At 36.3% G+C, this 25,457-nt stretch carries 22 protein-coding genes; 13 read left to right on the top strand and 9 right to left on the bottom strand.

Annotated features, from left to right (window positions below; all coding sequences use genetic code 11):
* The 11 genes from EIY84_RS09560 to EIY84_RS09510 form a co-directional block, all read left to right on the top strand.
* Positions 1-524 (top strand): transposase (locus EIY84_RS09560; RefSeq protein ID WP_206428202.1); only part of this gene is annotated, 524 nt, incomplete at its 5' end.
* Between the two features lie 433 nt (positions 525-957).
* Positions 958-3,075 carry a type IA DNA topoisomerase gene (locus EIY84_RS09555; protein ID WP_124642590.1) on the top strand — a complete coding sequence of 706 codons (2,118 nt, stop codon included), beginning with the start codon at positions 958-960 and terminating at the stop codon, positions 3,073-3,075.
* Between the two features lie 205 nt (positions 3,076-3,280).
* Entirely contained in the window at positions 3,281-4,519 is a 1,239-nt protein-coding gene (gene purD / locus EIY84_RS09550) for a phosphoribosylamine--glycine ligase (protein ID WP_124642588.1), read from the top strand.
* Positions 4,520-4,588: 69 nt separating this feature from the next.
* A complete protein-coding gene (gene guaA / locus EIY84_RS09545; protein ID WP_124642586.1) occupies positions 4,589-6,118 on the top strand; it encodes a glutamine-hydrolyzing GMP synthase in 1,530 nt (509 codons plus the stop codon).
* An 88-nt stretch (positions 6,119-6,206) separates the two neighbouring features.
* A complete protein-coding gene (locus EIY84_RS09540; RefSeq protein WP_124642584.1) occupies positions 6,207-7,559 on the top strand; it encodes a DEAD/DEAH box helicase in 1,353 nt (450 codons plus the stop codon).
* Positions 7,560-7,603: 44 nt separating this feature from the next.
* Entirely contained in the window at positions 7,604-8,494 is an 891-nt protein-coding gene (era, locus tag EIY84_RS09535; RefSeq protein WP_124642582.1) for a GTPase Era, read from the top strand.
* 47 nt (positions 8,495-8,541) lie between these two features.
* Entirely contained in the window at positions 8,542-8,991 is a 450-nt protein-coding gene (locus tag EIY84_RS09530) for a DoxX family protein (RefSeq protein WP_241154772.1), read from the top strand.
* Positions 8,992-9,045: 54 nt separating this feature from the next.
* Positions 9,046-9,567, top strand: a complete 522-nt coding sequence (locus EIY84_RS09525; RefSeq protein WP_124642580.1) for an SRPBCC family protein — start codon at positions 9,046-9,048, stop codon at positions 9,565-9,567.
* 150 nt (positions 9,568-9,717) lie between these two features.
* Positions 9,718-10,422 carry a CoA transferase subunit A gene (locus EIY84_RS09520; protein ID WP_124642595.1) on the top strand — a complete coding sequence of 235 codons (705 nt, stop codon included), beginning with the start codon at positions 9,718-9,720 and terminating at the stop codon, positions 10,420-10,422.
* Between the two features lies 1 nt (position 10,423).
* Complete coding sequence (locus tag EIY84_RS09515; protein WP_124642578.1) at positions 10,424-11,080, top strand: 3-oxoacid CoA-transferase subunit B; 657 nt, start codon at positions 10,424-10,426, stop codon at positions 11,078-11,080.
* 113 nt (positions 11,081-11,193) lie between these two features.
* On the top strand, positions 11,194-11,673 hold the full coding sequence (locus EIY84_RS09510) for a hypothetical protein (RefSeq protein WP_124642577.1): 480 nt from the start codon (positions 11,194-11,196) through the stop codon (positions 11,671-11,673).
* Here the strand turns inward: EIY84_RS09510 and EIY84_RS09505 are convergent.
* On the bottom strand, positions 11,670-12,254 hold the full coding sequence (locus tag EIY84_RS09505; protein WP_124642575.1) for a Crp/Fnr family transcriptional regulator: 585 nt from the start codon (positions 12,252-12,254) through the stop codon (positions 11,670-11,672). The two genes, EIY84_RS09510 and EIY84_RS09505, sit on opposite strands and share 4 nt — an antisense overlap.
* A 2-nt stretch (positions 12,255-12,256) precedes the next feature.
* Positions 12,257-12,631 (bottom strand): bacillithiol system redox-active protein YtxJ, encoded by a 375-nt coding sequence (gene ytxJ / locus EIY84_RS09500; RefSeq protein WP_124642573.1) that lies wholly within the window; start codon positions 12,629-12,631, stop codon positions 12,257-12,259.
* A gap of 100 nt (positions 12,632-12,731) precedes the next feature.
* Here ytxJ and pncA point away from each other — a divergent pair, with 100 nt between their 5' ends.
* A complete protein-coding gene (gene pncA, locus EIY84_RS09495; protein ID WP_124642571.1) occupies positions 12,732-13,337 on the top strand; it encodes a bifunctional nicotinamidase/pyrazinamidase in 606 nt (201 codons plus the stop codon).
* Positions 13,338-13,384: 47 nt separating this feature from the next.
* On the opposite strand, the gene EIY84_RS09490 is transcribed toward pncA, so the two are convergent.
* From EIY84_RS09490 to EIY84_RS09460, 7 genes are all read right to left on the bottom strand, one after another.
* On the bottom strand, positions 13,385-14,293 hold the full coding sequence (locus tag EIY84_RS09490; RefSeq protein WP_124642569.1) for a gliding motility protein GldB-related protein: 909 nt from the start codon (positions 14,291-14,293) through the stop codon (positions 13,385-13,387).
* Between the two features lie 223 nt (positions 14,294-14,516).
* Positions 14,517-15,737, bottom strand: a complete 1,221-nt coding sequence (gene odhB, locus EIY84_RS09485; protein WP_124642567.1) for a 2-oxoglutarate dehydrogenase complex dihydrolipoyllysine-residue succinyltransferase — start codon at positions 15,735-15,737, stop codon at positions 14,517-14,519.
* A gap of 38 nt (positions 15,738-15,775) precedes the next feature.
* Entirely contained in the window at positions 15,776-18,559 is a 2,784-nt protein-coding gene (locus tag EIY84_RS09480; protein ID WP_124642565.1) for a 2-oxoglutarate dehydrogenase E1 component, read from the bottom strand.
* Positions 18,560-18,655: 96 nt separating this feature from the next.
* On the bottom strand, positions 18,656-19,696 hold the full coding sequence (locus tag EIY84_RS09475; protein ID WP_124642563.1) for an SRPBCC family protein: 1,041 nt from the start codon (positions 19,694-19,696) through the stop codon (positions 18,656-18,658).
* Between the two features lie 74 nt (positions 19,697-19,770).
* Entirely contained in the window at positions 19,771-21,249 is a 1,479-nt protein-coding gene (purF, locus tag EIY84_RS09470) for an amidophosphoribosyltransferase (protein WP_124642561.1), read from the bottom strand.
* A 19-nt stretch (positions 21,250-21,268) separates the two neighbouring features.
* On the bottom strand, positions 21,269-21,988 hold the full coding sequence (gene purC, locus EIY84_RS09465) for a phosphoribosylaminoimidazolesuccinocarboxamide synthase (RefSeq protein WP_164472034.1): 720 nt from the start codon (positions 21,986-21,988) through the stop codon (positions 21,269-21,271).
* A 418-nt stretch (positions 21,989-22,406) separates the two neighbouring features.
* Positions 22,407-24,284, bottom strand: a complete 1,878-nt coding sequence (locus tag EIY84_RS09460) for an endonuclease (protein ID WP_124642559.1) — start codon at positions 24,282-24,284, stop codon at positions 22,407-22,409.
* Between the two features lie 204 nt (positions 24,285-24,488).
* On the opposite strand from EIY84_RS09460, the gene EIY84_RS09455 reads away from it, so the two are divergent.
* A complete protein-coding gene (locus EIY84_RS09455; RefSeq protein WP_124642557.1) occupies positions 24,489-25,343 on the top strand; it encodes a nucleoside phosphorylase in 855 nt (284 codons plus the stop codon).
* Positions 25,344-25,457 lie beyond the last annotated feature (114 nt).

The raw sequence follows: 25,457 nt of genomic DNA, 5'->3' as shown, positions 1-25,457 counted from the left end.
CTTATAGTGGAAAAGAAAATCTGAAAATTGCCAGCGAACAGGATATAAAAATTGTTGCAAAGTTAAATCCATCCATTACACAAGGATGTAGGAAAGAAAAAGACCAGTTTGATTACAATAAGGATGCCGACAGATTTGTTTGTCCTGCCGGACATTTGGCCATCAGAAAAGCCCGTCAGAATAGAAAGAATGTCGGCAAAAATCAAGTTGATGTATATTATTTTGATGTTGAAAAATGTAAAGTTTGCCCATTAAGAGAAGGTTGTTACAAAGAAGGAGCAAAATCTAAAACCTATTCTGTTTCTATAAAATCAGAATTACACCAAGAACAGATGGCTTTTCAGGAAAGTGATTATTACAAGGAGAAATCGAAACACCGGTATAAAATTGAAGCCAAAAACAGTGAACTTAAAAATGTTCATGGTTACAAAAGAGCCACTTCTTATGTAATAGAAAACATGCAAATGCAGGGAGCATTGGCTATTTTCGCAGTCAATTTGAAGAGAATCCTGAAATTAATCTAAGAAAAAGAGAACAAAATCATCATCTTTAAAACTCAGCTCCAATTAAAGCAAAACAAGCTTTACAAAACCCATTAAATTTAGAACTCCAAAAAATGTAAAGAGCTTATTACCGATTTTAAAGTCGTGTAATAAGCTCTTAATTCTTGTCTGAAATTAAATCTTATTCAAAATAAAGATGGTTTTTCAGTGACCTCGATAAGGTCGGCTTCTTTTTTTATAAACAACTTTCTTTAGCACATGATGTTAATTGTAATATTTTGTGTAATAAAGTTTGTTAAGGCGTTTTTAATGCAGTTGAAATCGGATTGAATAACTTATATTTCTTTTCTCTGATGGATGATGCAGACAAGATTTCATTTAGCAATCTTATTTGTTCCAAGACAAAATATTCTTTACTTTTGAAGCTTTCTTTTAATTTCAATTTCTATTTTCCATGAAACTTTGTATTGCCGAGAAACCAAGTGTAGCCAGAGATATTGCCAAAGTTCTCGGAGCCAATATGCCCAAACAAGGCTATATGGAAGGCAATGGTTATTGCGTAACTTGGACTTTCGGACATCTGTGCACCTTGAAAGAACCTCACGATTACGGCCCTCAATACAAATCCTGGAGTCTGATTTTTCTACCCATTATTCCTCAAAATTTTGGCATCAAACTCATCGACAATAAAGGAGTAGAAAACCAGTTCAAAGTCATTGAAAAATTGGTTTCAGAATGTGATGAAGTCATCAACTGTGGCGATGCCGGGCAAGAAGGTGAACTGATACAACGATGGGTTCTGCAAAAAGCGAAATGCAAAAAACCGGTAAAAAGATTGTGGATTTCATCGCTAACCGAAGAGGCCATCAAAGACGGTTTCGATAACTTAAAAAATGCCGAAGAATACAACAAACTTTATTTGGCTGGTAATGCCAGAGCTGTTGGCGATTGGCTTTTGGGCATCAATGCCACACGATTGTTTACCAAAAAATTTGGCGGAAACAAGGCCGTTTTATCCATTGGTCGGGTACAAACTCCAACTTTGGCCATGTTGGTACAAAAACAAAAAGAGATTGATGCCTTCCAGTCTGAAGAATATTGGGAATTAAAAACGGCTTACCGTGAAGTGCTTTTTTCTGCGGCTATCGATCGTTTGAAGTCTTTAGAAAAAGCGGAGAAAGGTTTAGAATATCTTAAAAAACACGAATTTGAGATTGTATCTTTTGAAATAAAGGAAGGAAAAGAGAAAAATCCTCGGTTATTCGATTTGACAGGTCTTCAGGTTGAAGCCAACAAAAAATACGGATTTTCTGCTGAAAATACGCTAAAACTTATCCAATCGTTATACGAAAAAAAACACACCACCTATCCCAGGGTAGATACCACCTATCTATCGGAAAGTTTGTACCCTAAAATTGCAGGAATATTAAGATCCATGACTCATTATCAGGAATATACGACCGAGTTGCTCAGCCAACCAATTCCTAAGTCCAAAACGGTTTTCGACGATACCAAAGTTACCGATCACCATGCAATTATACCCACAGAAATCGCTCCCAGCTCTTCTTTGAGCAGAGAGGAAAAACAAATTTATGATTTGGTGGCCAGAAGATTTATCGCTGTTTTCTATCCAGAATGTAAAATTTCAAATACTTTGGTGGAAGGAAAAGTGGGAGAAATCCCCTTCAAAGCCACAGGAAAACAAATCCTAGAACCGGGTTGGCGTTTGATTTATTCCAAAGATAAAAAAGACGAATCCGAAAACCAAAATAAAGACGAAGAACAAACGATACCGGAATTTGCAATTGGCGAAAAAGGGACGCATTTCCCCATCGTACATCAGGGGAAAACCTCGCCACCAAAACCGTACACCGAGGCGACTCTTTTGCGGGCTATGGAAACCGCCGGAAAACAAGTGGAAGACGAAGAACTTCGTGAAATGCTGAAAAACAATGGCATCGGAAGACCATCCACTCGAGCCAACATTATCGAAACCCTTTTCAAAAGAAAATACATCGAGAAAAAAAGGAAAAATCTTTTTGCAACTTCTACCGGTGTGGATCTGATAGATACCATAGAAGACGATTTGCTAAAAAGCCCGGAACTCACCGGAGAATGGGAGTTTAAGCTAAGAAAAATTGAAAAAGGCGAATATTCCGCAGATGTTTTTAAGGAAGAATTGATAGCCATGGTGACAGAACTGACCAAAAAAGTCATCGATAGCAAGGCAAAATTGATACAACTAGAAACAGAACCCCAGAAAAAAGAAAAGAAAAAATCTGAAAAACCTGCCGTTTCCAAAGAAATTTCATGGTCAGAAATACAATGTCCAAAATGCAAGAACCATGCATTGATAAAAGGGAAATCAGCAATTGGATGCAACGATTATAAAAGTTGTGGTTTCAAAATTCCTTTCGAGATTTTTGGCAAAAAACTAAACGAAAAACAGATACACGATCTCATAATCAAAAAGAAAACCTCTAAGCTAAAAGGCTTCAATCAGCATCCCGAACACATCGTAGAAGGAGTTTTACAAATGGATGAACATTTCGGGATTTTTTTGAAAAATTAGGTCTTGATATCAAGGTACAGACCTCCACAAATTATCTGTTTTTTAAATTGAATATTTATCTGGATATTATACTACAACCATACTATAATTTAAGCAATTTATAGAATATTAAAAGTCGAAGCATAAAAAATAAGATTCACACTTTGATATCTTTGGTCAAATTCTTACTTTTGTAGTTCCGAAAAATAAATTTATAAAACTAATTATGAGAGTTCTAATCGTAGGTAACGGAGGGAGAGAAAGTGCCCTTGCTTGGAAACTAAAGAGTGATAGCAGAATTTCTAAAATGTATTTTGCAAAAGGAAACGCAACAACGGATCTTTTGGGGCAAAATGTTTACGAAAACGACATCGTTGAACTAAGAAATCTTGCCATCAGAGAGAAGATAGATCTTACGATTGTTGGTCCAGAAGCTCCATTAGTTGAAGGTCTGGTTGACGATTTTAGACAACACGGACTTAAGGTTTTTGGTCCTAAGAAAAGAGCTGCAGAACTAGAAGGTAGCAAAGCTTTCTCAAAAAGATTCATGCAAACTCATGGTATCAAAACAGCTAAAGCAGTAACTTTTGATGCCTACAAAGAAGCTACAGAATATGTAAAAACCCAAGCTTTCCCATTGGTCATCAAGGCCTCTGGTTTAGCAGGCGGTAAAGGTGTTGTAATCTGTGAAAACTTGGACGATGCTCTTAGTACCATCCATGCTTTCATGATTGACAGAATCTATGGCGATGCAGGTATCCAACTGGTTATCGAAGAATTTTTGCAAGGTTTTGAAACTTCAATAATTGCTTTTTCTAACGGAAATAAATTTTTCCCTTGTGTAACTGCAAAAGACTATAAAAAGGTAGGAAACGGTGATAAAGGAGCCAATACAGGCGGTATGGGAAGCGTTGCTCCTTGTCCAAAATTCACACAAGAACATTATGCCGATTTCGAAAAAAACATCCTTGAACCAACCCTAAAAGGACTTAATGCTGAAAATCTTAACTTCAAAGGATTTATTTTCTTTGGATTGATGATTACCAACAACGGTGTATATCTATTGGAGTACAACATGAGAATGGGAGACCCAGAAACTCAAGTGATTATGCCTCTTTTAGAAAGTAACCTTTTGGATCATATTCAAGATTGCCTAGAAGGAAAAGACATCGAATTGAAATTTGCTGATAAAAAAGCGGTTTGTTTGGTGATGTGTTCCGGAGGTTATCCTGGAAAAATTGAAACCGATTTCGAAATTAAAGGAATCGAAAAGGTAAAAGACTCACACTTATTTTTCGCCGGTGCCCAAAAACAAGGCGACAGAATTGTAACCACAGGTGGTAGAGTCGTAAATGTTGTCGCTACTGCACCAACTTACGAAGAAGCCAGAAAAAAAGTATATGCTGATGCACTTTCTGTACATTTCGATTATGAATATTACAGAGAAGATATCGGTAAATTCTAAACATTAGAGGGATTTTTCCCTCTTTTTTTTTAGAAATTTTTATAAAAATTTGAAAAATAAAAAGTAATAATGAATAACGGAATTTTAATTTTAGACTTTGGATCCCAATACAACCAACTTATCGCCAGAAGAGTTCGAGAAATGGGAGTTTATTCAGAAGTTTTACCTTATAATACACCCATAAAAGACCTTATGGCCAAACAACCTGCAGGGATTATCCTTTCTGGTGGACCAAGTTCTGTAAATGCAGAAGACGCTCATTTGGTAGAAAAAGCACTATTTGATCAAGAAATTCCTGTATTGGGAATTTGCTACGGCATGCAATTGACCACTCATCTTTTGGGAGGAACAGTAAAAAAAGGCGAAAAAGGAGAATATGGAAAAGCAAACTTACACATCGATAAAAGTTCTAAACTTTTCAACGGTGTTTCTACCGATTCCATCGTGTGGATGAGCCATTTTGACGAGGTTGAACAAGTACCTGAAGGCTTTGAAATCAATGCGAAAACCGATGTGATCTCTGCCATTTCCAACGAAAGCAAAAACATCTACTGTGTACAATTCCACCCTGAAGTTTCTCATTCCGAAGAAGGAGCTAAAATGTTGGAAAACTTCGTTTTTGAAATTTGTAATGCCGAAAAAAATTGGAAACTTACCAATTATATCGATAAAACCGTTGCCGAAATTCGTGAAAAAGTAGGAACAGAAAAAGTAATTTTAGGACTTTCTGGTGGGGTAGACTCATCCGTTGCAGCAGTACTCATCCACAAAGCCATCGGCGATCAACTCACTTGTATCTTTGTAGATACCGGACTGTTAAGAAAGGACGAAGGAAAAAAAGTAATGGAAAACTACGGTGAGCATTTCCACATGAACATCAAAATGGTCGATGCTTCCGAAAGATTCTTATCCAAATTGGCAGGTGTTTCTGATCCTGAACAAAAAAGAAAAATCATCGGAAACGAGTTTATTGCCGTTTTTGATGAAGAATCTACCAACCTTTCTGGGGCGAAATTCTTGGCTCAAGGCACCATCTATCCGGATGTTATCGAAAGTCAATCGGTTAAAGGACCTTCTGCAGTAATCAAGTCTCACCACAATGTTGGTGGTTTGCCAGAAGACATGAAAATGGAATTATTGGAACCTCTTAGAGAACTTTTCAAAGACGAAGTAAGAAAAGTAGGTGAAGAGTTGGGTATCGCTCACCATTTGGTGTACAGACATCCATTCCCAGGTCCAGGTTTAGGCATTAGAATCTTAGGCGAAGTGGATGCTGAAAAAGTAAGAATTTTACAAGAAGCCGATGATATTTTCATTCAAGAATTGTATAAAAACGATTTGTACGAAAAAGTTTCTCAGGCCTTTGTCGTTCTTCTTCCAGTAAAATCTGTAGGAGTTATGGGCGACGAAAGAACTTATGAATACACAGCTGTAGTTCGTTCTGCCAATACCATCGACTTTATGACCGCCACTTGGAGCAAACTTCCGTATGAGTTTCTAGAGTTGGTTTCCAACAGAATTATCAACGAAGTGAGAGGCATTAATAGAGTTGCTTACGACATCTCTAGCAAACCACCTGCAACCATCGAGTGGGAATAATTTTTTAGAAAAATACCTACAAATCCTTTCATTTTATGGAAGGATTTTTTTTATTTTTAATTCTTTTTATAAATCGTACTTTTGCACCATGGAAAAACTCACTTTTGCAGATTTTGAATTACCGGAAAAGATCTTAGATGTATTAGCAGACTTAGAAATTTTCGAACCAACACCCATTCAGGAAAAAAGCTTTAAACCGATACTCTCAGGAAGAGACATCATGGGAATTGCGCAAACCGGTACGGGTAAAACTTTAGCCTATCTTTTGCCAGTACTCAAAAATTGGAAATACAATAAAAATGGAAACCCAACGGTTTTGGTTTTGGTACCGACCAGAGAATTGGTGGTGCAGGTTAGTGAAATTTTGCAAAACCTTTGTCAAAACATTACCACCCGTGTTATCGGAGTGTATGGAGGAAAAAACATCAATACTCAAAAATTACTCTTCAACGAGGGTTGCGACATTTTGGTAGGTACTCCTGGTAGGGTTATGGACTTGGCGATAGACAATTCAATTTCTTTAAAAGAAGTTAAAAATTTAATCATTGATGAGTTTGATGAAATGCTAAACCTAGGATTCAGACCACAATTGACCCATATTTTCGAAATGATGAAAGCCAAGAGACAAAATATTTTGTTCTCGGCAACCATGACCGAAGCAGTGGATGAAATGTTGGACGAATACTTTGCCAGTCCGATAGAAATATCCTTAGCCAAATCGGGTACACCTCTAGAAAAAATTGAACAAAGCGGTTATAAGGTAGTTAATTTCAACACTAAAGTGAATTTATTAGAACATCTTTTAAAGCAAAATGATGATCTTTCCAAAGTTTTGATTTTTACGAATAATAAAAGACACGCCGATTTGTTATTTACCAAAATCGAAGAGTTATTCCCAGAAGATTTCGAAGTGATCCACTCCAATAAATCACAAAACTACCGTCTAAAAGCCCTGAAAAAATTTGAAAATGAAGAAGTTCGAGGCTTAATAACTACCGATGTTATGGCAAGAGGTTTGGACATTTCGGACATTACCCATGTCATCAACTTCGAGGTTCCGGAAGTTCCAGAACAATACATCCACAGGATTGGTAGAACGGGTAGGGCAGACAAGGACGGAAAAGCCATCACCTTTATCACCGAAAAAGAAGACACAGCGCTCTTAGAAATAGAAATGTTGATGGATAAAGAACTTTTCATAAACGATTTCCCATCCGAAGTCAAGATTAATCCTAAGAAAATCGCAGCTGAAGAAGAAGTGGTTTTGATGAAAAACCCTGTAAAAGTGAAACTGAATGAAGGGGGAGGAGCTTTCCATGAAAAGGCAGCTAAAAATAGAAAAATTAATCTCGGTGGACCAAGCAAAAGAAAACCACCTAAAAAACACGGTGCCAATAGAGCGCAGCAAAAAGCAAAATCGATTGCAAAAAGAAAGAAATAATCGTATTTTATATTTTGTGAAACCCATTTCAATACGAAAATAGAATGACAGAAAATAACAACCATAGAGCTGGTTTTGTGAACATCGTTGGGAAACCCAATGCCGGAAAATCTACGCTTCTCAACAGATTGATGGGCGAGAAGTTGGCCATTGTTACCCAAAAAGCACAAACGACAAGACATCGTATTTTTGGAATTTATAATGAAGACGATGTTCAAATTGTCTTTTCCGATACTCCCGGAGTTTTGGATCCTAAGTACGGATTGCAAGAAAAAATGATGGATTTTGTAAAGGATTCTTTGCAAGATGCCGATGTATTTTTATTCATCATCGATATTACAGATCCGTCCGAACCCAATGAATTTTTGGTGGAAAAACTGAATAAAATTCCGGTTCCTGTACTTATTTTAATCAACAAAATCGATGTTTCCAATCAAGAGAAATTAGAAGGAATCATGGAGTTTTGGCACAATAAAATCCCCAAAGCAGAAATTCTTCCGATTTCTGCCCAAGAAGGCTTCAATACCGATGTTATTTTACCAAAATTAAAATCTTTGTTGCCGGAAAACCCACCATACTACGACAAAGACCAGTACACCGACAAACCAGAACGATTTTTCGTAAACGAAACGGTTCGCGAAAAAATTCTTTTGAATTATGAAAAAGAAATTCCGTACTCTGTAGAGGTTGTCACTGAACAGTTTAAAGAAAAAGAAGGCATCATTTTTATCGATTCCATCATATATGTCGAAAGAGATACCCAAAAAGGAATCATCATTGGACATAAAGGCGAAGCGATAAAAAAAGTAGGTACACAAGCACGATTGGATCTTGAAAAATTCTTTAACAAAAAAATCCATCTCAACCTTTTTGTAAAAGTCAAAAAAGATTGGAGAAAAAACGATAGAGATCTTAAGAATTTTGGATATCGATAAAAATCGACAAAATTTATTTTAAAAATTACACTCAAATTGACAAAATAATGTTAAATTTGAGTGTAATTCTTTTTTTCATCATGTTTTTATCCACAACATATAATAAAAATTTTCTCAACTTTGGACTGCTATTATTGAGAATTGTTATAGGATTGTCCATGCTCAGTCACGGATATCCTAAGTTACAAATGCTTATGTCTGGGAAAATTGAATTTATGAGTTTGTGGGGACTCAGTCCTGGTTTTACATTAGCAATGGTCGTATTTGCTGAATTTTTATGTCCATTTTTCATCATCATCGGTCTATTCACAAGATTGGCGTGTATCCCGATCATGTTTACCATGTTATTTGCCATTTTTATGGTGCATATTCAGGATGATTTTAGTAAAATGGAACTTCCAATTTTATATTTCTTATCGTATCTCATGCTTCTCATTTTATCGGCAGGAAAATTTTCTGTAGATGCCATGATTGAGAAAAGAAGGTATGAATGGTAATAGATCTTGATTTGAAAATAGAAAGTCGTACATCAAGAATTAAAACACAAGATTATGAATATTTTCAAAAAAGTCCTTATCGGGTTACTGATCGTTACAGCATTGATTTTTATAGCCGCTCTAGTTGCACCTAAAAAATTTCATGCAAAAGGAGAAACTACCATTAACAAACCCATTTCCGAGGTTTATAATTATGTTAAAAGCATAAAAACTCAAGAAGAGTATTCCATTTGGTTTGAAGAAGATCCCAACATCATCAAAAATTATTACGGTAAAGACGGAGAAATTGGTTCTGGCTTGAAATGGCAAAGTGAAATTGTAGGGAATGGCGAACAAAAAATAAAAAATCTTTCAGAAAATAAAAAAGTGGAAATCGACTTGTACTTAATGGACAACAGCAAAGCCAATCATTTGGTTTATGAAATGGATGAGTTAAGCCCCAATAAAACCAAATTGACTATTGAAGTAGATGGTGAAACTCCCATACCGTTTAATTTGATGTCGTTGATGTACGATATGAATGCCAGCTTTCAACAAAATGCTGATAATCTTAAGAAAGTTTTAGAAGATAAATAGACAATCCAAAGAATAACCGTTTATTACTAAAACGCATCTAATTTAACATAATATAAATTATAGGATTTTTTTTAACACGACTGTAGAAAGTAGATTTTGATGATATACCAAAAAAGTCTTAATTTTAGCAGTACAGATAATACATTAAAAATGATCAATAAAACAGTAAAAAATGTACAGGAAGCCTGTGAAGGTATCCAAGATGGAATGACCATTATGCTTGGTGGTTTCGGTCTTTGTGGTATTCCTGAAAACAGTATCGCCGAATTGGTGAGAAAAAATGTGAAAAACCTAACCTGCATATCCAACAATGCCGGTGTTGATAATTTTGGTTTGGGATTGTTACTACAAAAAAAACAAATCAAAAAAATGATTGCTTCTTATGTTGGCGAAAATGCTGAATTTGAAAGACAATTACTTTCAGGCGAATTAGAAGTCGAACTTATCCCACAAGGTACTCTGGCAACGCGTTGTATGGCAAGCGGTTACGGTATGCCTGCAATTTTCACTCCTGCAGGTGTTGGTACAGAAGTCGCTGAAGGTAAAGAAATTAGAAACTTTAACGGTAAGGATTATCTTTTAGAATATGCTTTCGATTCGGATTTTGCCATCGTAAAAGCATGGAAAGGCGATACAGCCGGAAATTTAATTTTCCGTTCAACCGCCAGAAACTTTAATCCCATGATGGCCATGGCAGGGAAAATAACCATTGCCGAAGTTGAAGAATTGGTACCTGCAGGAGAACTGGATCCAGACCAAATCCATACACCAGGAATTTTCGTACACAGAATTTTCCAAGGTGAACACTACGAAAAAAGAATTGAACAAAAAACTGTAAGAGCAAAAAACCTATAATATGGCACTATCTAAAGAACAAATCGCGATGCGCATCGCAAAAGAAATTTCCAACAATTCTTATGTTAATTTGGGAATCGGTATTCCAACTTTGGTGGCTAATTATATCCCAGAAAATATCAATGTGGTTTTGCAATCCGAAAACGGTTTGTTAGGAATGGGTCCCTTTCCGTTTGAAGGTGAAGAAGATGCAGACCTTATCAATGCCGGAAAGCAGACCATCACTACCCTTCCGGGATCTGTAATTTTCGACTCGGCAACCAGCTTCGGAATGATCCGTGCTCAAAAAGTAGATCTTACCATCTTAGGTGCCATGGAAGTTTCTGAAAATGGTGACATTGCCAATTGGAAAATTCCAGGAAAAATGGTTAAAGGCATGGGCGGAGCTATGGATTTGGTAGCTTCTGCTAAAAATATTATCGTAGCCATGCAACAAGTGAACAAACACGGTGAGAGTAAATTGCTTTCCACCTGCTCGTTACCTTTGACGGGTGTAAAATGCATTAAAAAAATTGTCACAGAACTTGGTGCATACGAAGTGAAGGACGGTGCTTTTCACTGCGTTGAAAGAGCTCCAGGCGTAAGCGTTGATGAAATTAAAAAAGCTACTGCCGGAAAATTGATTATTGCGGATGATGTTCCGGAAATGACTTTCTAAAAATGTGATAAAAGCAAAGATTTCCCTTTTCTTTGCTTTTATTTTAAACTAAAAAACACATTTTGAGAAAAAATTGAAACTTTAATACAATTAAAACTCAATATTTTCAAAAAATGAAACCAACTAAACTATTTTTATTTTCACTATTCATAGTGCTACCGACACTTAGCTTTTCACAAGTACGATACGATAAGATGTCTGAAGGAGCAGTCAATAGGATTTTCTTAAAATTTACACAAGAATTTGCCCAAGAAGTTTTGGATAAATGTCGAAATAAAGAATACAATTCCAATTTCAAATCGGCCAAACTTTCTATTCCTATGGACAATTATCTTAGAAAAAATATGAAATCCATTTGTGAAGATAACCAGAAAAAATACGGTAGTATTGAAATTAAAAAATTCAACAATGCCTATTACCACAAGTACATGACGGATGATCCGGTGCAAATGTTTGTGTACAACATCGACTCTGAACAGTCCAACGATGCCAAATATTTTTCTATTTGGGTGGGGAGTATTTCCAAAAAAATTCAAGGATTTTGGATTACCAAAAACAAACCTTTAGAAGAAAATTTGGTGATCCATTATTAATTTGCATCTTTTTTCACCAGATTTTTTCTAACTCTACTCAAACTTTCCGGAGTGATGCCCAAATATGAAGCGACCATCCATTGTGGTACTCTTTGCAGAATATCCGGATACATTTTTATAAAACTCAGGTAGCGTTCTTCAGCCGTGTCCGATAACAAGGATTGGACACGGTTCTGAAGATTTCTGATGTGCTTTTGCAACAATAAATCTATTTTATACGCTGAATCCGGAAATAGGACGGAAAGTTCTGTGAAAAAATTATTGTTCAGCATCAACACCTCTGTTTCTTCAATGGCATCGATATAAAATCGAGAATTTTCATTAAAAAAAACCGAACTTCTATCGGAAATCATCCAATTTTCTGGTGCAAATTGTATAACATGTTCCTTTCCATTTTTATCCAAAGAATACATTCTGAGCAAACCTTTTTCAACAAAATAAGTATGTTGACAGACTTCTCCGGCTTCCAATAAAAAACTTCCTTTACTGACCGTTTTCATGGTCAGATTATTTTTACATTTAAAAACAGATTCTTTTGGTAAATCCAATACTTCTGAAAGATAATTTTGTATGTTGGTCATGTCTATAAAAAGTTAAGAAATATGGAACTGTGCGAGGCATGATGCACGGCACTACCCTTTTCTATTACAATAATTTGTGGACTTTGGTGGCTTATACCAAAATCTTCTGCGATTTTGTTGGACAAAGCACGATAAGACAAAAGATCTAAATAATAAAATTGAATGTTTGGAGGATTGTTCTCTAAAATTTCTTTTTCAAAATTGGACTTCACTCTAGAACTTATCCCACATCGGGTTGAATGTTTGAAAATCGCAATTTTTTGTTGAAAGGATTGATCGATTGCTTGTTGAAGCTTTTCAACAGAATCTATATCGATCCAAATACTACTTGCTTCTTCTTTTGATTTGTCACCAAAAATTGAGTTGAAAATTCCCATGTTTTTAAATTAATTTCACGATAGTTTATTTTAGAAATATACTTCGTTTGAATATTCGTTTTGTAAATTTACCAAAAAATTAGAATTTAACAATCTGTCCATGAAGAAAGCATTAATAATCGTTGATGTTCAGAATGATTTCTGCGAAGGCGGTGCATTGGCGGTTCTTGGAGCCAATGAAATTATCCCGTACATCAACCATCTTACACAAGAAAACGACTATGACCAAATCATATTAACCCAAGATTGGCACCCTGCTGACCATAAAAGTTTTGCATCCAACAACAATAAAAAAGTAGGTGAAAGCATTATACTAGGCGGTATCCCACAGTTTATGTGGCCGGATCATTGTGTACAAGGAACCTTTGGAGCAGAATTTCATAAAGATCTGATCGTCCCTGAAGGTGCGCATATCATTCAAAAAGGAAAGAATACAGAGATTGACAGCTACAGTGGCTTTCAAGATAACAACCATTTTATGAAAACCGGTTTGGACGATTTCTTAAAATACCACGACATTGGCTTGGTAGAAATTGTTGGATTGGCCTTGGATTATTGTGTGAAATACACCTGCATGGACGCCATAAAACAGGACTATATTACCTGCATCCATTTCAACGGAACGCGTGCGGTAAATATAAAACCAGACTCTGCCAAAGATACCATTTATCAACTGGTAGAAAATGGGGTTTCTGTTTTGGGTTAAACAATTTTTAAAAGATTGGAAGGCCTAACTTCCAATCTTTTTTTCTGCTATTTTAATATTCTACTTTTATTCAGAATATCTAATGGAGATGCTGTGTAGAGGTCTTTCCAAGAGTTCTTTCCGTACCTTTTGACATATTCTTCAACAATTCTATAACCGATAAAATAACCAATAGCTCCAGGAAATCCCTCTCCTATTTTGGTATTTCTATCGGCAAACTGTCGTGCTACACTTTCCTCCTTGTTCAGGTGATATTTTGCCAATACTTGTAAGAGTTTTTCCTCATTTTTAACACAAAATTCGAATTCGGTTTGGGTATACCCCAATTCTTGGGCAAGTGTATATTTTTGTTGGTGAAAAACATGACTGACATAGGTAGCAAATCCTTCATCTATTATCCTTTTCAGTACTTTAAACTCGGTTTGTGGCTGGTAAATATTGTAAATTTGATGGTTAAGTTCATGAGGGAGAAATTGTATGATCCTATCGTTGCTATGGTTTTGTTTGTTGGCAAGGTCAATGATCATTTCTCCACTTCCTAAACCTCCAAGATCTGTCCATGCAGGTCCATAGAGAATATACCATTTACCTTGAGGTTGATAACCGGTGAAACGAAACATTTTTTTTGAATGTTTTTTCAACTGTCTGTATATTTTTTTTGGAATGATTTGGTTGTTGTTTTTCCAAGTTTGTAGTTTGGAAAGTGCAGTTTTTTCTACCCAAGAAATCCATGCTTTTTCATCGCCCAAGTATCCTTTCCATAGATTTTCATGCGGTTGGTACAGTTGTTTAATCAAATTATTTTTGTGGTACTCAAAATTTTTAGGTTCTATCTTTCCAAGAATTTGAATTTCTTTTGTTCCAAGGTCGATGATTTCTAATGAAGATTTTTTATTTTGCGAATAAAAGATTGTTGAAAATAGTAGGAGAAAAAGTGTAATTTCTATTCTGTTCATGTGTGGTTTTTTTGAAGATCTCTCTTTTTTTGTACCAGCCCGAATGGTAGCGGCATCCTTTTGTAAGCCTAGGGAAAAGCCTTGGCACAAAAGATACAGCGGACAGTCGGACGAGGCTACCAAAGAATCTTAACTTTTGAAGCTCCTAAAAAAAACAGTATGTTAAAATAGGAATAAAAAAGGTCGGAAAAAAAACCGACCTTTTTTGATTATTTTGATTGGATTACAGTTCCAATGCTTTTCTTTCGTCTCCGTTCATTAAGAATTCTACTGGATTGTCCAATGCTTCTTTTACAGCTACTAAGAAACCAACAGACTCTCTACCGTCGATAATTCTGTGGTCGTAAGAAACTGCCAGATACATCATTGGTCGGATTTCTACCTGTCCGTTGATGGCAACCGGTCTTTGGATGATGTTGTGCATACCCAAAATTGCAGATTGTGGTGGGTTGATGATTGGTGTGGACAACATGGATCCGAAGACACCACCATTGGTAATGGTGAAAGTACCTCCCGTCATTTCGTCAACGGTAATTTTTCCGTTTCTTACTTTTTCAGCCAAGTCTTTTATGCTGCCTTCTACCCCTCTAAGAGTTAGGTTTTCAGCATTTCTCAACACAGGAACCATTAAACCTTTAGGACCGGAAACGGCAATAGAAATGTCGCAGAAATCGTAGTTGATTTTGAAATCTCCATCGATGGATGCATTTACATCCGGGTACATTTGCAAAGCTCTGGTTACTGCTTTTGTAAAGAAAGACATGAAACCAAGTCCAAATCCGTGTTTTTGTGCGAACTCGTCTTTGTATTGTTTTCTGATTCTGAAAATTTCGGACATATCCACTTCGTTGAAGGTGGTAAGCATGGCCGTTTCATTTTTAACAGAAACCAATCTTGCTGCTAATTTTCTTCTAAGAACAGAAAGTTTTGTGGTTGTAGAAGTTCTATTTCCTCCCAATGTAGATCCCATTGCTGGTACAGAAGCTACAGTTGCGTCTTCTTTGGTAATTCTACCGTCTCTTCCCGTTCCTTGCACTTGAGCTGGAGCAATTCCTTTTTCGTCCAATATTTTTTTGGCAGCTGGAGAAGGAGTTCCAGAAGCATAAGTTGTCGCTTGTGATGCAGGTTGTGGCGCTTCGGCTTTAGGAGCTTCTTCTTTTTTAACCTCTGCTTTAGGAGCTTCGGCAGCACCTTCAGGTTTGGATGCTGATCTGTCGATCAAACAAACCACTTGACCTACTTGCACCACTTCACCTTCTTCAGCCTTTAGAGTGATAATACCACTTTCTTCAGCTGGAAGTTCAAGAGTTGCTTTGTCGGAATCAACTTCTGCTATGGGTTGGTCTTTTTCTACGAAATCACCGTCTTTTACTAACCAAGTTGCGATTTCCACTTCTGTGATGGATTCCCCTGGCGAAGGAACTTTCATTTCTAATATTGACATCTGTATATTTTTATATTTTAAACTAAATTATTTTTGTATTATGCCGTTACAGGTCTGCTAGTTGGTGCATCGTTGCAACCAAAAACTCTGTTGATGACATCGGTTTGGTTTTTTTCGAACATTTTATGACTTCCAGGTGCTGGGCAACCGCTAGGTACAGGAGCTACCACTTGCATATCGGTATGTCTAAAATGTCTTAGGATGAATGACCAAGCTCCCATATTTTCAGGTTCTTCTTGTGCCCAAATCAATGATTTTCTATTGGAATATTTGTTTAAGATTTCTTCAATTATATCCATCTGTAAAGGATACAATTGCTCCATTCTAACCAAAGCGGTCGTGGTATCGTTTAGTTCTTCTCTTTTCGATAGCAATTCGTAGTACAATTTGCCCGAACAGAATACCAATTTTTCTACCTTGCTTGCGTCCACCGTGATATCGTCTATGATCGGTTGGAATTCGCCATTTGCCATATCTTCCAATTGAGAAACTGCTTTAGGATGTCTCAGTAAAGACTTCGGAGTCATCACCACCAACGGTTTACGGAAAGAGAATTTCATTTGTCTTCTCAACAAGTGGAAATAGTTAGCCGGTGTTGTACAATTGGCAACGATGATATTTTCATTGGCAGCAAGGGTAAGGAATCTTTCCAATCGTGCAGAAGAGTGCTCGGCACCTTGACCTTCGGATCCGTGTGGAAGTAGCATTACCAAGCCGTTTTGCATTTTCCATTTGTCTTCAGCTGCAACCAAATATTGATCTACAATAATCTGAGCACCGTTGGTAAAGTCACCAAACTGAGCCTCCCATATGGTCATGGTATTTGGAGCTGCTACAGCATATCCGTAATCGAAACCTAAAACTCCATACTCTGAAAGGTGTGAGTTGTAGATGTCAAATCTTTGGTTGCTGTTTACTTGTGCCAAAGGCGTATATTTTTCTTCAGTATCTTCCGTTTTTAAAACCGCATGACGGTGAGAGAAAGTCCCTCTCTGAACATCTTCTCCAGAAATTCTGATGCTGTTGCCTTCTGCTAATAGTGTGGCATACGCCAATAACTCTCCCATTGCCCAATCCAAAGAATTGTTGTCAATCATTTTAAGTCTGGCTTCAAACAAACGGGTAATTTTATTGAGGAATTTTTTGTCTTTTGGAAGTGTTGAAATTTGTTGAGCCAACGCTTTCAATGCAGCCAAATCATAGCTGGTGTTGTATTTTTTAAGCAAAGCTCCTTTTTCTGCCAAAGAGTAATTGGACCAAACATCTTCCATGAAAACCGACATGGCATTTTTGATAATTTCTTTAGAAGCGTCATAGTCAATGTCCAATAATTTTTTGAAATCACCTTCCATTTCTTTGATTACCGCATCGGAGACAATACCTTCTTTCAACAATTTATCCTTATAGATTTCTCTTGGATTTGGATGTTTTGAGATGGATTTGTACAAATTGGGTTGGGTAAATCTTGGTTCATCCCCTTCGTTATGTCCGTATTTTCTATACCCCAAAAGATCGATGTACACATCTTTCCCAAATCGAGCTCGGAATTCTGCAGCAAAACGAATGGCATGTACCACTGCTTCTACATCGTCGTCATTAACATGCATTACAGGAGAGTCTGTAACTTTTGCAATGTCGGTACAATACATGGACGAACGAGCATCCAAATAATTGGTGGTGAAGGACACCTGATTGTTCACAACAATATGTACGGTACCTCCCGTTTTATAACCGTCCAAAGTCATCATTTGTGCAATTTCGTACACGATGCCTTGTCCTGCAATGGCTCCATCACCGTGGATGACGATTGGCAAAACTTTTTTATAATCGTTGTATTCTATATCCACTTTCGCTCTACAGATCCCTTCCACAAGGGCTGCAACAGTTTCTAAGTGCGATGGGTTTGGTGTTAAGTTTATTTTAACCTCCTCACCTCTTTCTGTTTTTATTTTTGTTGATGCTCCCAAATGGTATTTAACATCACCTGAGAATACATCTTCTTCAAATTCTTTACCTTCAAACTCAGAGAAAATTTGTTTGTATGATTTTCCAAAAATATTGGTCAGTACATTCAATCTACCTCTATGAGCCATACCCAAAACCACCTCGTCTACACCCAGTTGAGAAGATCGAGTAATCAATTGATCCAAGGCAGGAATTAACGATTCGCCACCTTCCAGGGAAAATCTTTTTTGCCCCACAAACTTGGTGTGCAAGTAGTTTTCAAAAGCTACAGCTTGGTTGAGTTTATGTAAAATTTCAACTTTTTCTTTCGCTTCTAATTTTGCTTGGTTGTTGTTGTTTTGAATCCAATTTTTGATAAAAGATTTTTCTTCAACATTTAGGATGTGCATGTATTCTACTCCGATGGAATCGCAATAGATGGTCCCCAATTGGTTGATGATTTCTTGCAATGTTGCAGCACCATTCATTCCAATTTCTACAGCCGAATTGAATTTTTTAGTCAAATCGTTTTGCGAAAGTCCAAAATTTTCTAGATCCAAAGTTGGAACATGATGTCTTCTGGTTCTTACCGGATTGGTTTTGGTGAACAAATGTCCTCTGCTTCTATATGCATCAATGAGATTAACTACTTTAAATTCATTAAGAATATCATCAGAAACGCCGTTGTTGGCTAAGGAATTTTGTGCATATTGAGTGGGACTAAAGTCCTGGTCGCTGTAATTTTCCAGAGCAAAATCAAAACCTTGGAAAAAGGATTTCCATGAAGGTTCTAACGAATCTGGGTATTGTAAATATTGTTGATACAAATCCTCAATTAACTGAGAATGAGCTGCATTTAGGAATGAAAATTTGTCCATTATGTACAGATTATCTGTTTAGAATAGTATTTTTTTTAATAAAACACAAATGTATAAATAATTTGCGAGTTGATAAAGATTTTTTCAAGCAAATATTTAACGATAAATAGGCAATGCTATTTTCATGAAACAATCTTTATTTTCTTGAGGATCTTGTATAAAAGACTCTATTAAGTCGCCATTTCTCATCGTATCTTTTTTCGCCTTTTGCATCAACATTTGTATGGGTCTCATACGGCCTTCAAAACTTCCTTTATAATAGATGACCAATGCCTGAGTTTCGTTGAAAGTTCTAAAACTAAAACTATTGTCCGAAACTCCAACTTTTGAAGCAACCGGTATGCCATAGAAATAAGAAATTTCTTTGTTTTTGAATTGCGAAGGTTCTGTGATCATCACTGGAAGTCCGTATTCATCTTCCTTTTTACCCAAATCAATCTTAACAAAATTGGTAACTTTATTGTGATTCATGATGATGTTTTTCAGGTAATTGTCTTTTTTATTGTTGGTGTTAATACTCACTCCCAATAGGATCTGTGCGGGTAATTTTTCTACCAAAATGGTGTCCAATTTGATATTGGCCATCAACTGGTCTTTTACAATTTTTCGGCTCATGATCGTAGAAAGATTTTGCATGCTTTTATTGATGTTATCTTCAGAAAAATTTTCAACAAAAAAATTCAATGATCTTTTAAAAAACGATTGCTTGGGGGTATGTATGGTCCAAATGGTTTTGGTGATGAAATTAGATGCTTTTTTGAATTTCACATCGATCAGAAAGGGCATTTCTTGATTTTCTAAAAAAAGTTGATATCGAATTGTTTTATTGGGATTGGCATATCGAACAAACAATTCTCCGGATTTATCGTTCTCTTTTTTATTATAAAAAGCCATGGAGCTCCCTTGTCCTTGGTAGGGTGAGAAAAAGCTGTAAACCAATTCTTTATCCTCTGAAAAATAAACATTCCACTCTGAAAAATTCTGTAAATTCTCGAACTGAGGAAATACTTTTTCAATGGGATAAGAAATATCTTTTTCTACGACCAATACTTTACTTTCTTCCACAAAATACATGGAAATAGAATACAATACGGCCAATAAAAATGTGATAAACAGTGTAATTTTTAACCAACGCATAAAGCAAAAATATAAAAAAGTGTGATAAATCTTTCGCTTTATCACACTTTTATTATTAATTAAGACAATTTCAATTATTCATCGCCTTTAGGCACTGGATATTTTTCAGTAAAACATCCAAAACAGTGATCGCTAGAGCCTAAAATTTTAATGAGATTTTCCACGCTCAAAAACTCCAAAGAATCTACATCCAAATAGTCTCTAAGTTCTTCTTTGGTCATGTTTGCAGCAATAAGATCCTCTTTATTAGGTGTGTCTATCCCCAAATAACAAGGAGCAATTACAGGTGGAGAAACACTTCTGAAGTGAATTTCTTTAGCACCTGCCTCTTTCATTATTTTCACCAATCGTTTAGAAGTGGTTCCTCGAACGATAGAATCGTCGATGATAACAATACTTTTGCCTTTTATTTCAGAAGCAATAGGATTTAGTTTTAAGTTTACAATTCTCTCTCTCATTTCTTGAGTAGGAACGATAAAACTTCTACCGATGTATCTGTTTTTGATCAAAACCGGTCTGAAAGGAATGCCGGAAGCTTTGGAATATCCAATGGCTGCAGGGACTCCAGAATCTGGAACTCCAATAACCATATCGGCTTTTACAGGAGCTTGTTCCCAGATTTTCTCACCCGATTTTTCTCGGATCTCGTGTACATTAATATTCTCCATGGTCGAGTCGGGTCTTGCAAAATAAATGTACTCGAAAGAGCAAATTTTTCTTTTGCAATCGTCTTTTACCATGTAGGATTTCAAGCCTTTTTCGTTATCGCTGGTGTATACAATCTCACCCGGAAGGATGTCTCTAACATACTGGGCACCCACTGCATCCAAGGCGCAGCTTTCAGAAGCCGCAACAAAGGTTTTCTCGTCGATAGCTCCTAACACCAAAGGTCGAATTCCGTGGAAATCCCTAAAGGCAAAAAATTTATTTCGTGTAATTCCAACAACAGAATACGCACCTTCAATTTTTTCCATGGTGGCTTTTATGGCGCCTCTAAGTCCTAGGTCCAAATTTTTCTGGATAAGTCTTAGTATAACCTCAGAGTCAGAAGTTGCACGGAATACAACGCCTTCTGCTTCCAGCTCTGCTTTTAGTTTTTTAGCATTGGTTAGGTTGCCGTTGTGAGCTATGGACAGCACCATTTGGTCGTATTCGTTTTTGGCAAAAAACGGTTGAAAATTGTATTTCTTTTTATCTCCAGCCGTACTGTAACGGGTGTGTCCAATTACGGTATTTCCCATAAAAGTTTCAGGATCTTTGATTTCTTTGAAAACATCCAAAACCAATCCTTCGTCTTTTACATTGTATATCTTTCCGTTATTGGCAACAGAGATACCACAAGCCTCTTGTCCACGGTGTTGCAGGGCAAACAATCCGAATTGGGATAAGGAAAAGGTATCCAAATTATCTTCGGAATACAATCCGAAAATACCACATTCTTCATTAGGAGCGTCCAATCGTTCGTCTTCTTGATTTCTAAGAAGGTTTCTTCCGTATGGACGATTTTTAAATTGATTTAAATAATCTTCTCTATGCTGATCTAAATCTTTCATTGGGTAATTTTACAAGAAATTATTTGTTCAATACTTTTTTCAAACGGTTATAAATTTCTTCATACGCTTCTGTAACTTCGCCTAGATCTCTTCTGAAACGGTCTTTGTCCAATTTCTTCATGGTATCTTTGTCCCAAAGTCTGCAAGTATCTGGAGAGATTTCGTCGGCCAGTACAATTTCTCCGTCGTGGGTTTTTCCTAATTCAATTTTAAAATCAACCAAGATGATGTTCATTTTATCAAAAAGATCGATAAGGATCTCGTTGATGACATCGGTCAATTCATACATTTCATCCAACTCTTCATAAGTGGCAGCTCCCAAGAAAACAGCGTGGTGATCGTTGATTAATGGATCTCCTAATTCGTCTTTTTTATAACAAATATCAAAAATGGTTACTGGAGATTTTATACCTTCTTCAACACCCAATCTCTGAGCCATAGAACCTGCAGAATAATTTCTTACCACCATTTCTAAAGGGATAATATCTACTTTTTTTACCAATTGCTCTCTTTCATCAAGTTGCTTGATAAAATGCGTTGGGATTTCTTTCTCCTGAAGATACTCGAAAATAAGGGTAGAGATGGCGTTGTTCAACTCTCCTTTTTTGTCAACCTGACCTTTTTTTTGTGCATTAAAGGCCGTAGCATCGTCTTTGTATCGTACGATAACTTCGTGGGGATTGTTGGTTTCGAAAACTTGTTTCGCTTTCCCTTCGTAGAGCATTTGTCCTTTTTCCATTTTTACTTTTTATTGATTTTTATATTCTATTTTAAATAACAAGACCGGAATTTATACAATTCCGGTGCAGTTGTTTTAGGGCAAAATCCCCTGTGTTGTATTTAACCATCATGAAAATTTCTTCCACGATCCATTTGAAATCTTTTGCATTATTTATGAGAAAAACCTCCGTTTTTTTCATGTGATTTACTTTTTTATGCTCAACCAATTTATCTGTTGTCAAACTTTCTGAAATATGAGGTTTCAGACAATTTAAAATCCAACAATGGAATGTTGATCCTTTTTTGATACGATATCCAATTTGGATGTTAATCATGATGCAAAAATAAGGAAAATAACTAATAATTAAAAGTTTTATTCTAATGCTTTTTTCAATTAATATTTTAACAATTTTAAGGTTTAGAGAATGATTGGTATTCTATTTTTTGATAAACTTTATCGCTTTCCCTTCTATCAATAACCAATACAGTCCTGTTTTCAAATCATTTACCTCCAATTGGTTGTTCTGTTGGAAAGGCTGTGAGATTTCTTTTACCATGCCTAAATGTGCATCAAATATTTTCACCGTTTTTATTTTAGAAAGTTCTTCACCTTTCACATGCAATAAACCTTCAGTTACAGGATTTGGATATAAAGTATATTCTGTTTGCTGCTTGGTTTTTATTTCTTCAGACGATAGGGTTCCAAGGTTTTCGCAATAGTTCATGGGATAAGCTTGCCATTCATTCAAATCAAAATTGATGTTAGGTTGTAGTATAGTTGACTTCCTGTATAAAGAAACATTGTTGTTGGTATTGTAGCTGCTCTTAGTGCCCACTGCATCTATCGGACTGCCTTTATAAGCCAATTCCAGATATTGTGAACCTGTAAAAGTAAGAGGTGTAGATGCGGTCACAAATTTAGCTTGATCTAAAGTATAACATGTCAAATTAGAATAAGGATTGATGACTACAAAGGATTCTCCTTGGGCAATTTTACCTTCTAACTGAAAAGCATTAGAAAAATAATATGTTGCTGTCGTCGAATTGTAATTCTGAATATTCAATTTGTATCCGTCCAAATTAACTTCGTGTCCGGTCTGATTGGTAATTTCTATGGCGTTGTTGAAGACTGAATTCGTAGAGCTTGTTGTACCTTCTATGTATTTGGTAATTTTCAGGTCTTTTGCAAATGCATCCGAAGCCGTTGTATTGGCATTTACCAATGCTTCTGTAGATTCTAAATAAGAATTGTTATACGCTTTCACGGTTATAGAATACGCTGTTGAAGGCTGAAGATGATCTACAAAATAATGGGTATCGTGGGTGTATCCGTGGAAATTTCCGTTAACAAAAATTTTGTATCCTATAGCTTCGCTTGGTGAAGTATGGGACCAGTTCAGCTCTATAAAATGAGAGTTGACATTAGAAGCCACAACATTTTGAGGTGCAGATGGAGCAATTGTACTGGGAGTTTGGCTCCAAATTAGATTGACCCAATCTGGATGATCGATAAATGGATTTCTATTCTTTTGTATACCGTACACCAAGTTGTTTCGGTCAATTTCTCGTGTAGAAACCGGATCTTGATTGTGCCATTGAAGCATCAGATTCAAGTACCAAGCATCAAAAGCTTTTTCTTCTGTCCCACTCAAGGGGTTGGTATCGTTGGCATTGGTGGATCCTGGAAAAAAATTAAAGGACGATAATTTACCTTCGTATCGAACGGCAAAATACAGCATGGCACGGGCTACATCGCCTTTGAACTCGTCAATCGGCTCATACACCCTGCCGGTGTAATACGATGTGTCCGAATTTTTACCAATTTTGGATCCGTTGGTAAAAGTATAATACACATTGGACGGAGTTGTTGTAGAAATCCCGTACGGATAATTGCTTCTCAACTGATTGATTCTGGCATCTGTAGGAACCACAAAAAATAAATCCGAATACATTGGATATTCCGAAAAGAAGGTACTTTGTGGCATCATGTGTTCTCGGTTATAGCCTTGTCCCTCGGCACTTGCAGTTCCAATCATATTACTTGTGGTATAACTGTATGCGTCTGTACCGGATGGCTTTTCCGAATAGATGTCCAAAATACTGTTGTCATTTTCATAATATTTGTCCAAGTCGGTTACGCCGTAATAATTGGGTAAATCTCCGTAATGCCAATTGTAATTTTTAGAGATGATTTCATGAACTTTAGTCTTCAGCTGAAAACCTGTCAGACCGGCAGTACCGTTGTAGTATCCTGCCGGGATTTGCGACCATAATAAAGACGGAAATAAACAAATTGAAAGATATATTTTCTTCATAAACCTGGATTTGGACGAACAAAAGTAAGAGAATTAATAAATTTAATGTCAATAATTTTAAATTTTAATATGAATTTTTCATAAAACAGGTCAAAGTAATGTGATTGATACCAATCTTGACTCTACTTTTCAAAAAGGTCTGAAATATTGCTTAATTCTTAAAATTTAGACTAAATTTGTTGTCCTTTTAACAAAAAAAACAATATGATACAAAAATTAGCAGCATCCGAATTGGTATTGAATGACGATGGCAGTGTATATCACTTAAATCTTTTGCCAGAAGACATCGGCGAAAAAATTATGCTGGTGGGCGATCCGGATCGTGTCCCTCGAGTTTCTAAATATTTTGATGTCGTTGAAATTAAAAAAAATAAAAGAGAATTTTATACCCACACCGGAATTTTAAGAGGCGAAAGAATAACCGTAATGTCCACAGGTATCGGTACTGAAAACATCGATATCGTGATGAACGAGTTGGATGCGTTGGTCAATATTGACTTGAAAAATAAAGAATTCAAAACGGAGAAAAAATCTCTTCAACTTTTCCGTATGGGTACTTGTGGAAGTGTAAATCCGGATATCGAGGTGGACAATATGTTGGTGACACAAAATGTGGTTGGACTGGACGGACTACTCCACTTTTATCAAGATTATCAATTTGAGAATGAATTTTCTAAGAATTTTTTGTCTAAATTTCCTTACGAGAAAATAAAACCCATGCTTTATTTTTCCGATTGGGCAGAAGAAATTTCCGATTATTACAAAGATGCCAAATACTACGGAAACACCGCAACTTTTCCGGGTTTTTATGCACCTCAAGGTCGACAACTACGACTAAAAGCTTTGGACGATCAATTCCTAGAAACCCTGAATGACCTTGGAGTTTCCAATTTCGAAATGGAAACTTCTGCCATCTATGGCTTGGCCAAATTATTAGGCCATAAAGCCATTACCGTAAACTGTGTTATCGCCAACAGACGAAGAGGCGAGTTTTCTGCAGACCACCATCAATCTGAAAAAAATATGATTGAATGGGTTTTGGATAGAATTATTCCATAAATCAATCTACCTCAATTGAGAAATTGAATGAGTATTTTAAGAAAATTTTAATAATATGATGTAATTTTGAAGTCCAAAATATATTTGTTAAACCTCTATACTCCTTTATGAATA

Source organism: Amniculibacterium aquaticum (assembly GCF_003852705.1).
GTDB lineage: Bacteria > Bacteroidota > Bacteroidia > Flavobacteriales > Weeksellaceae > Amniculibacterium > Amniculibacterium aquaticum.
This window is presented reverse-complemented; position numbering and strand designations above follow the sequence as displayed.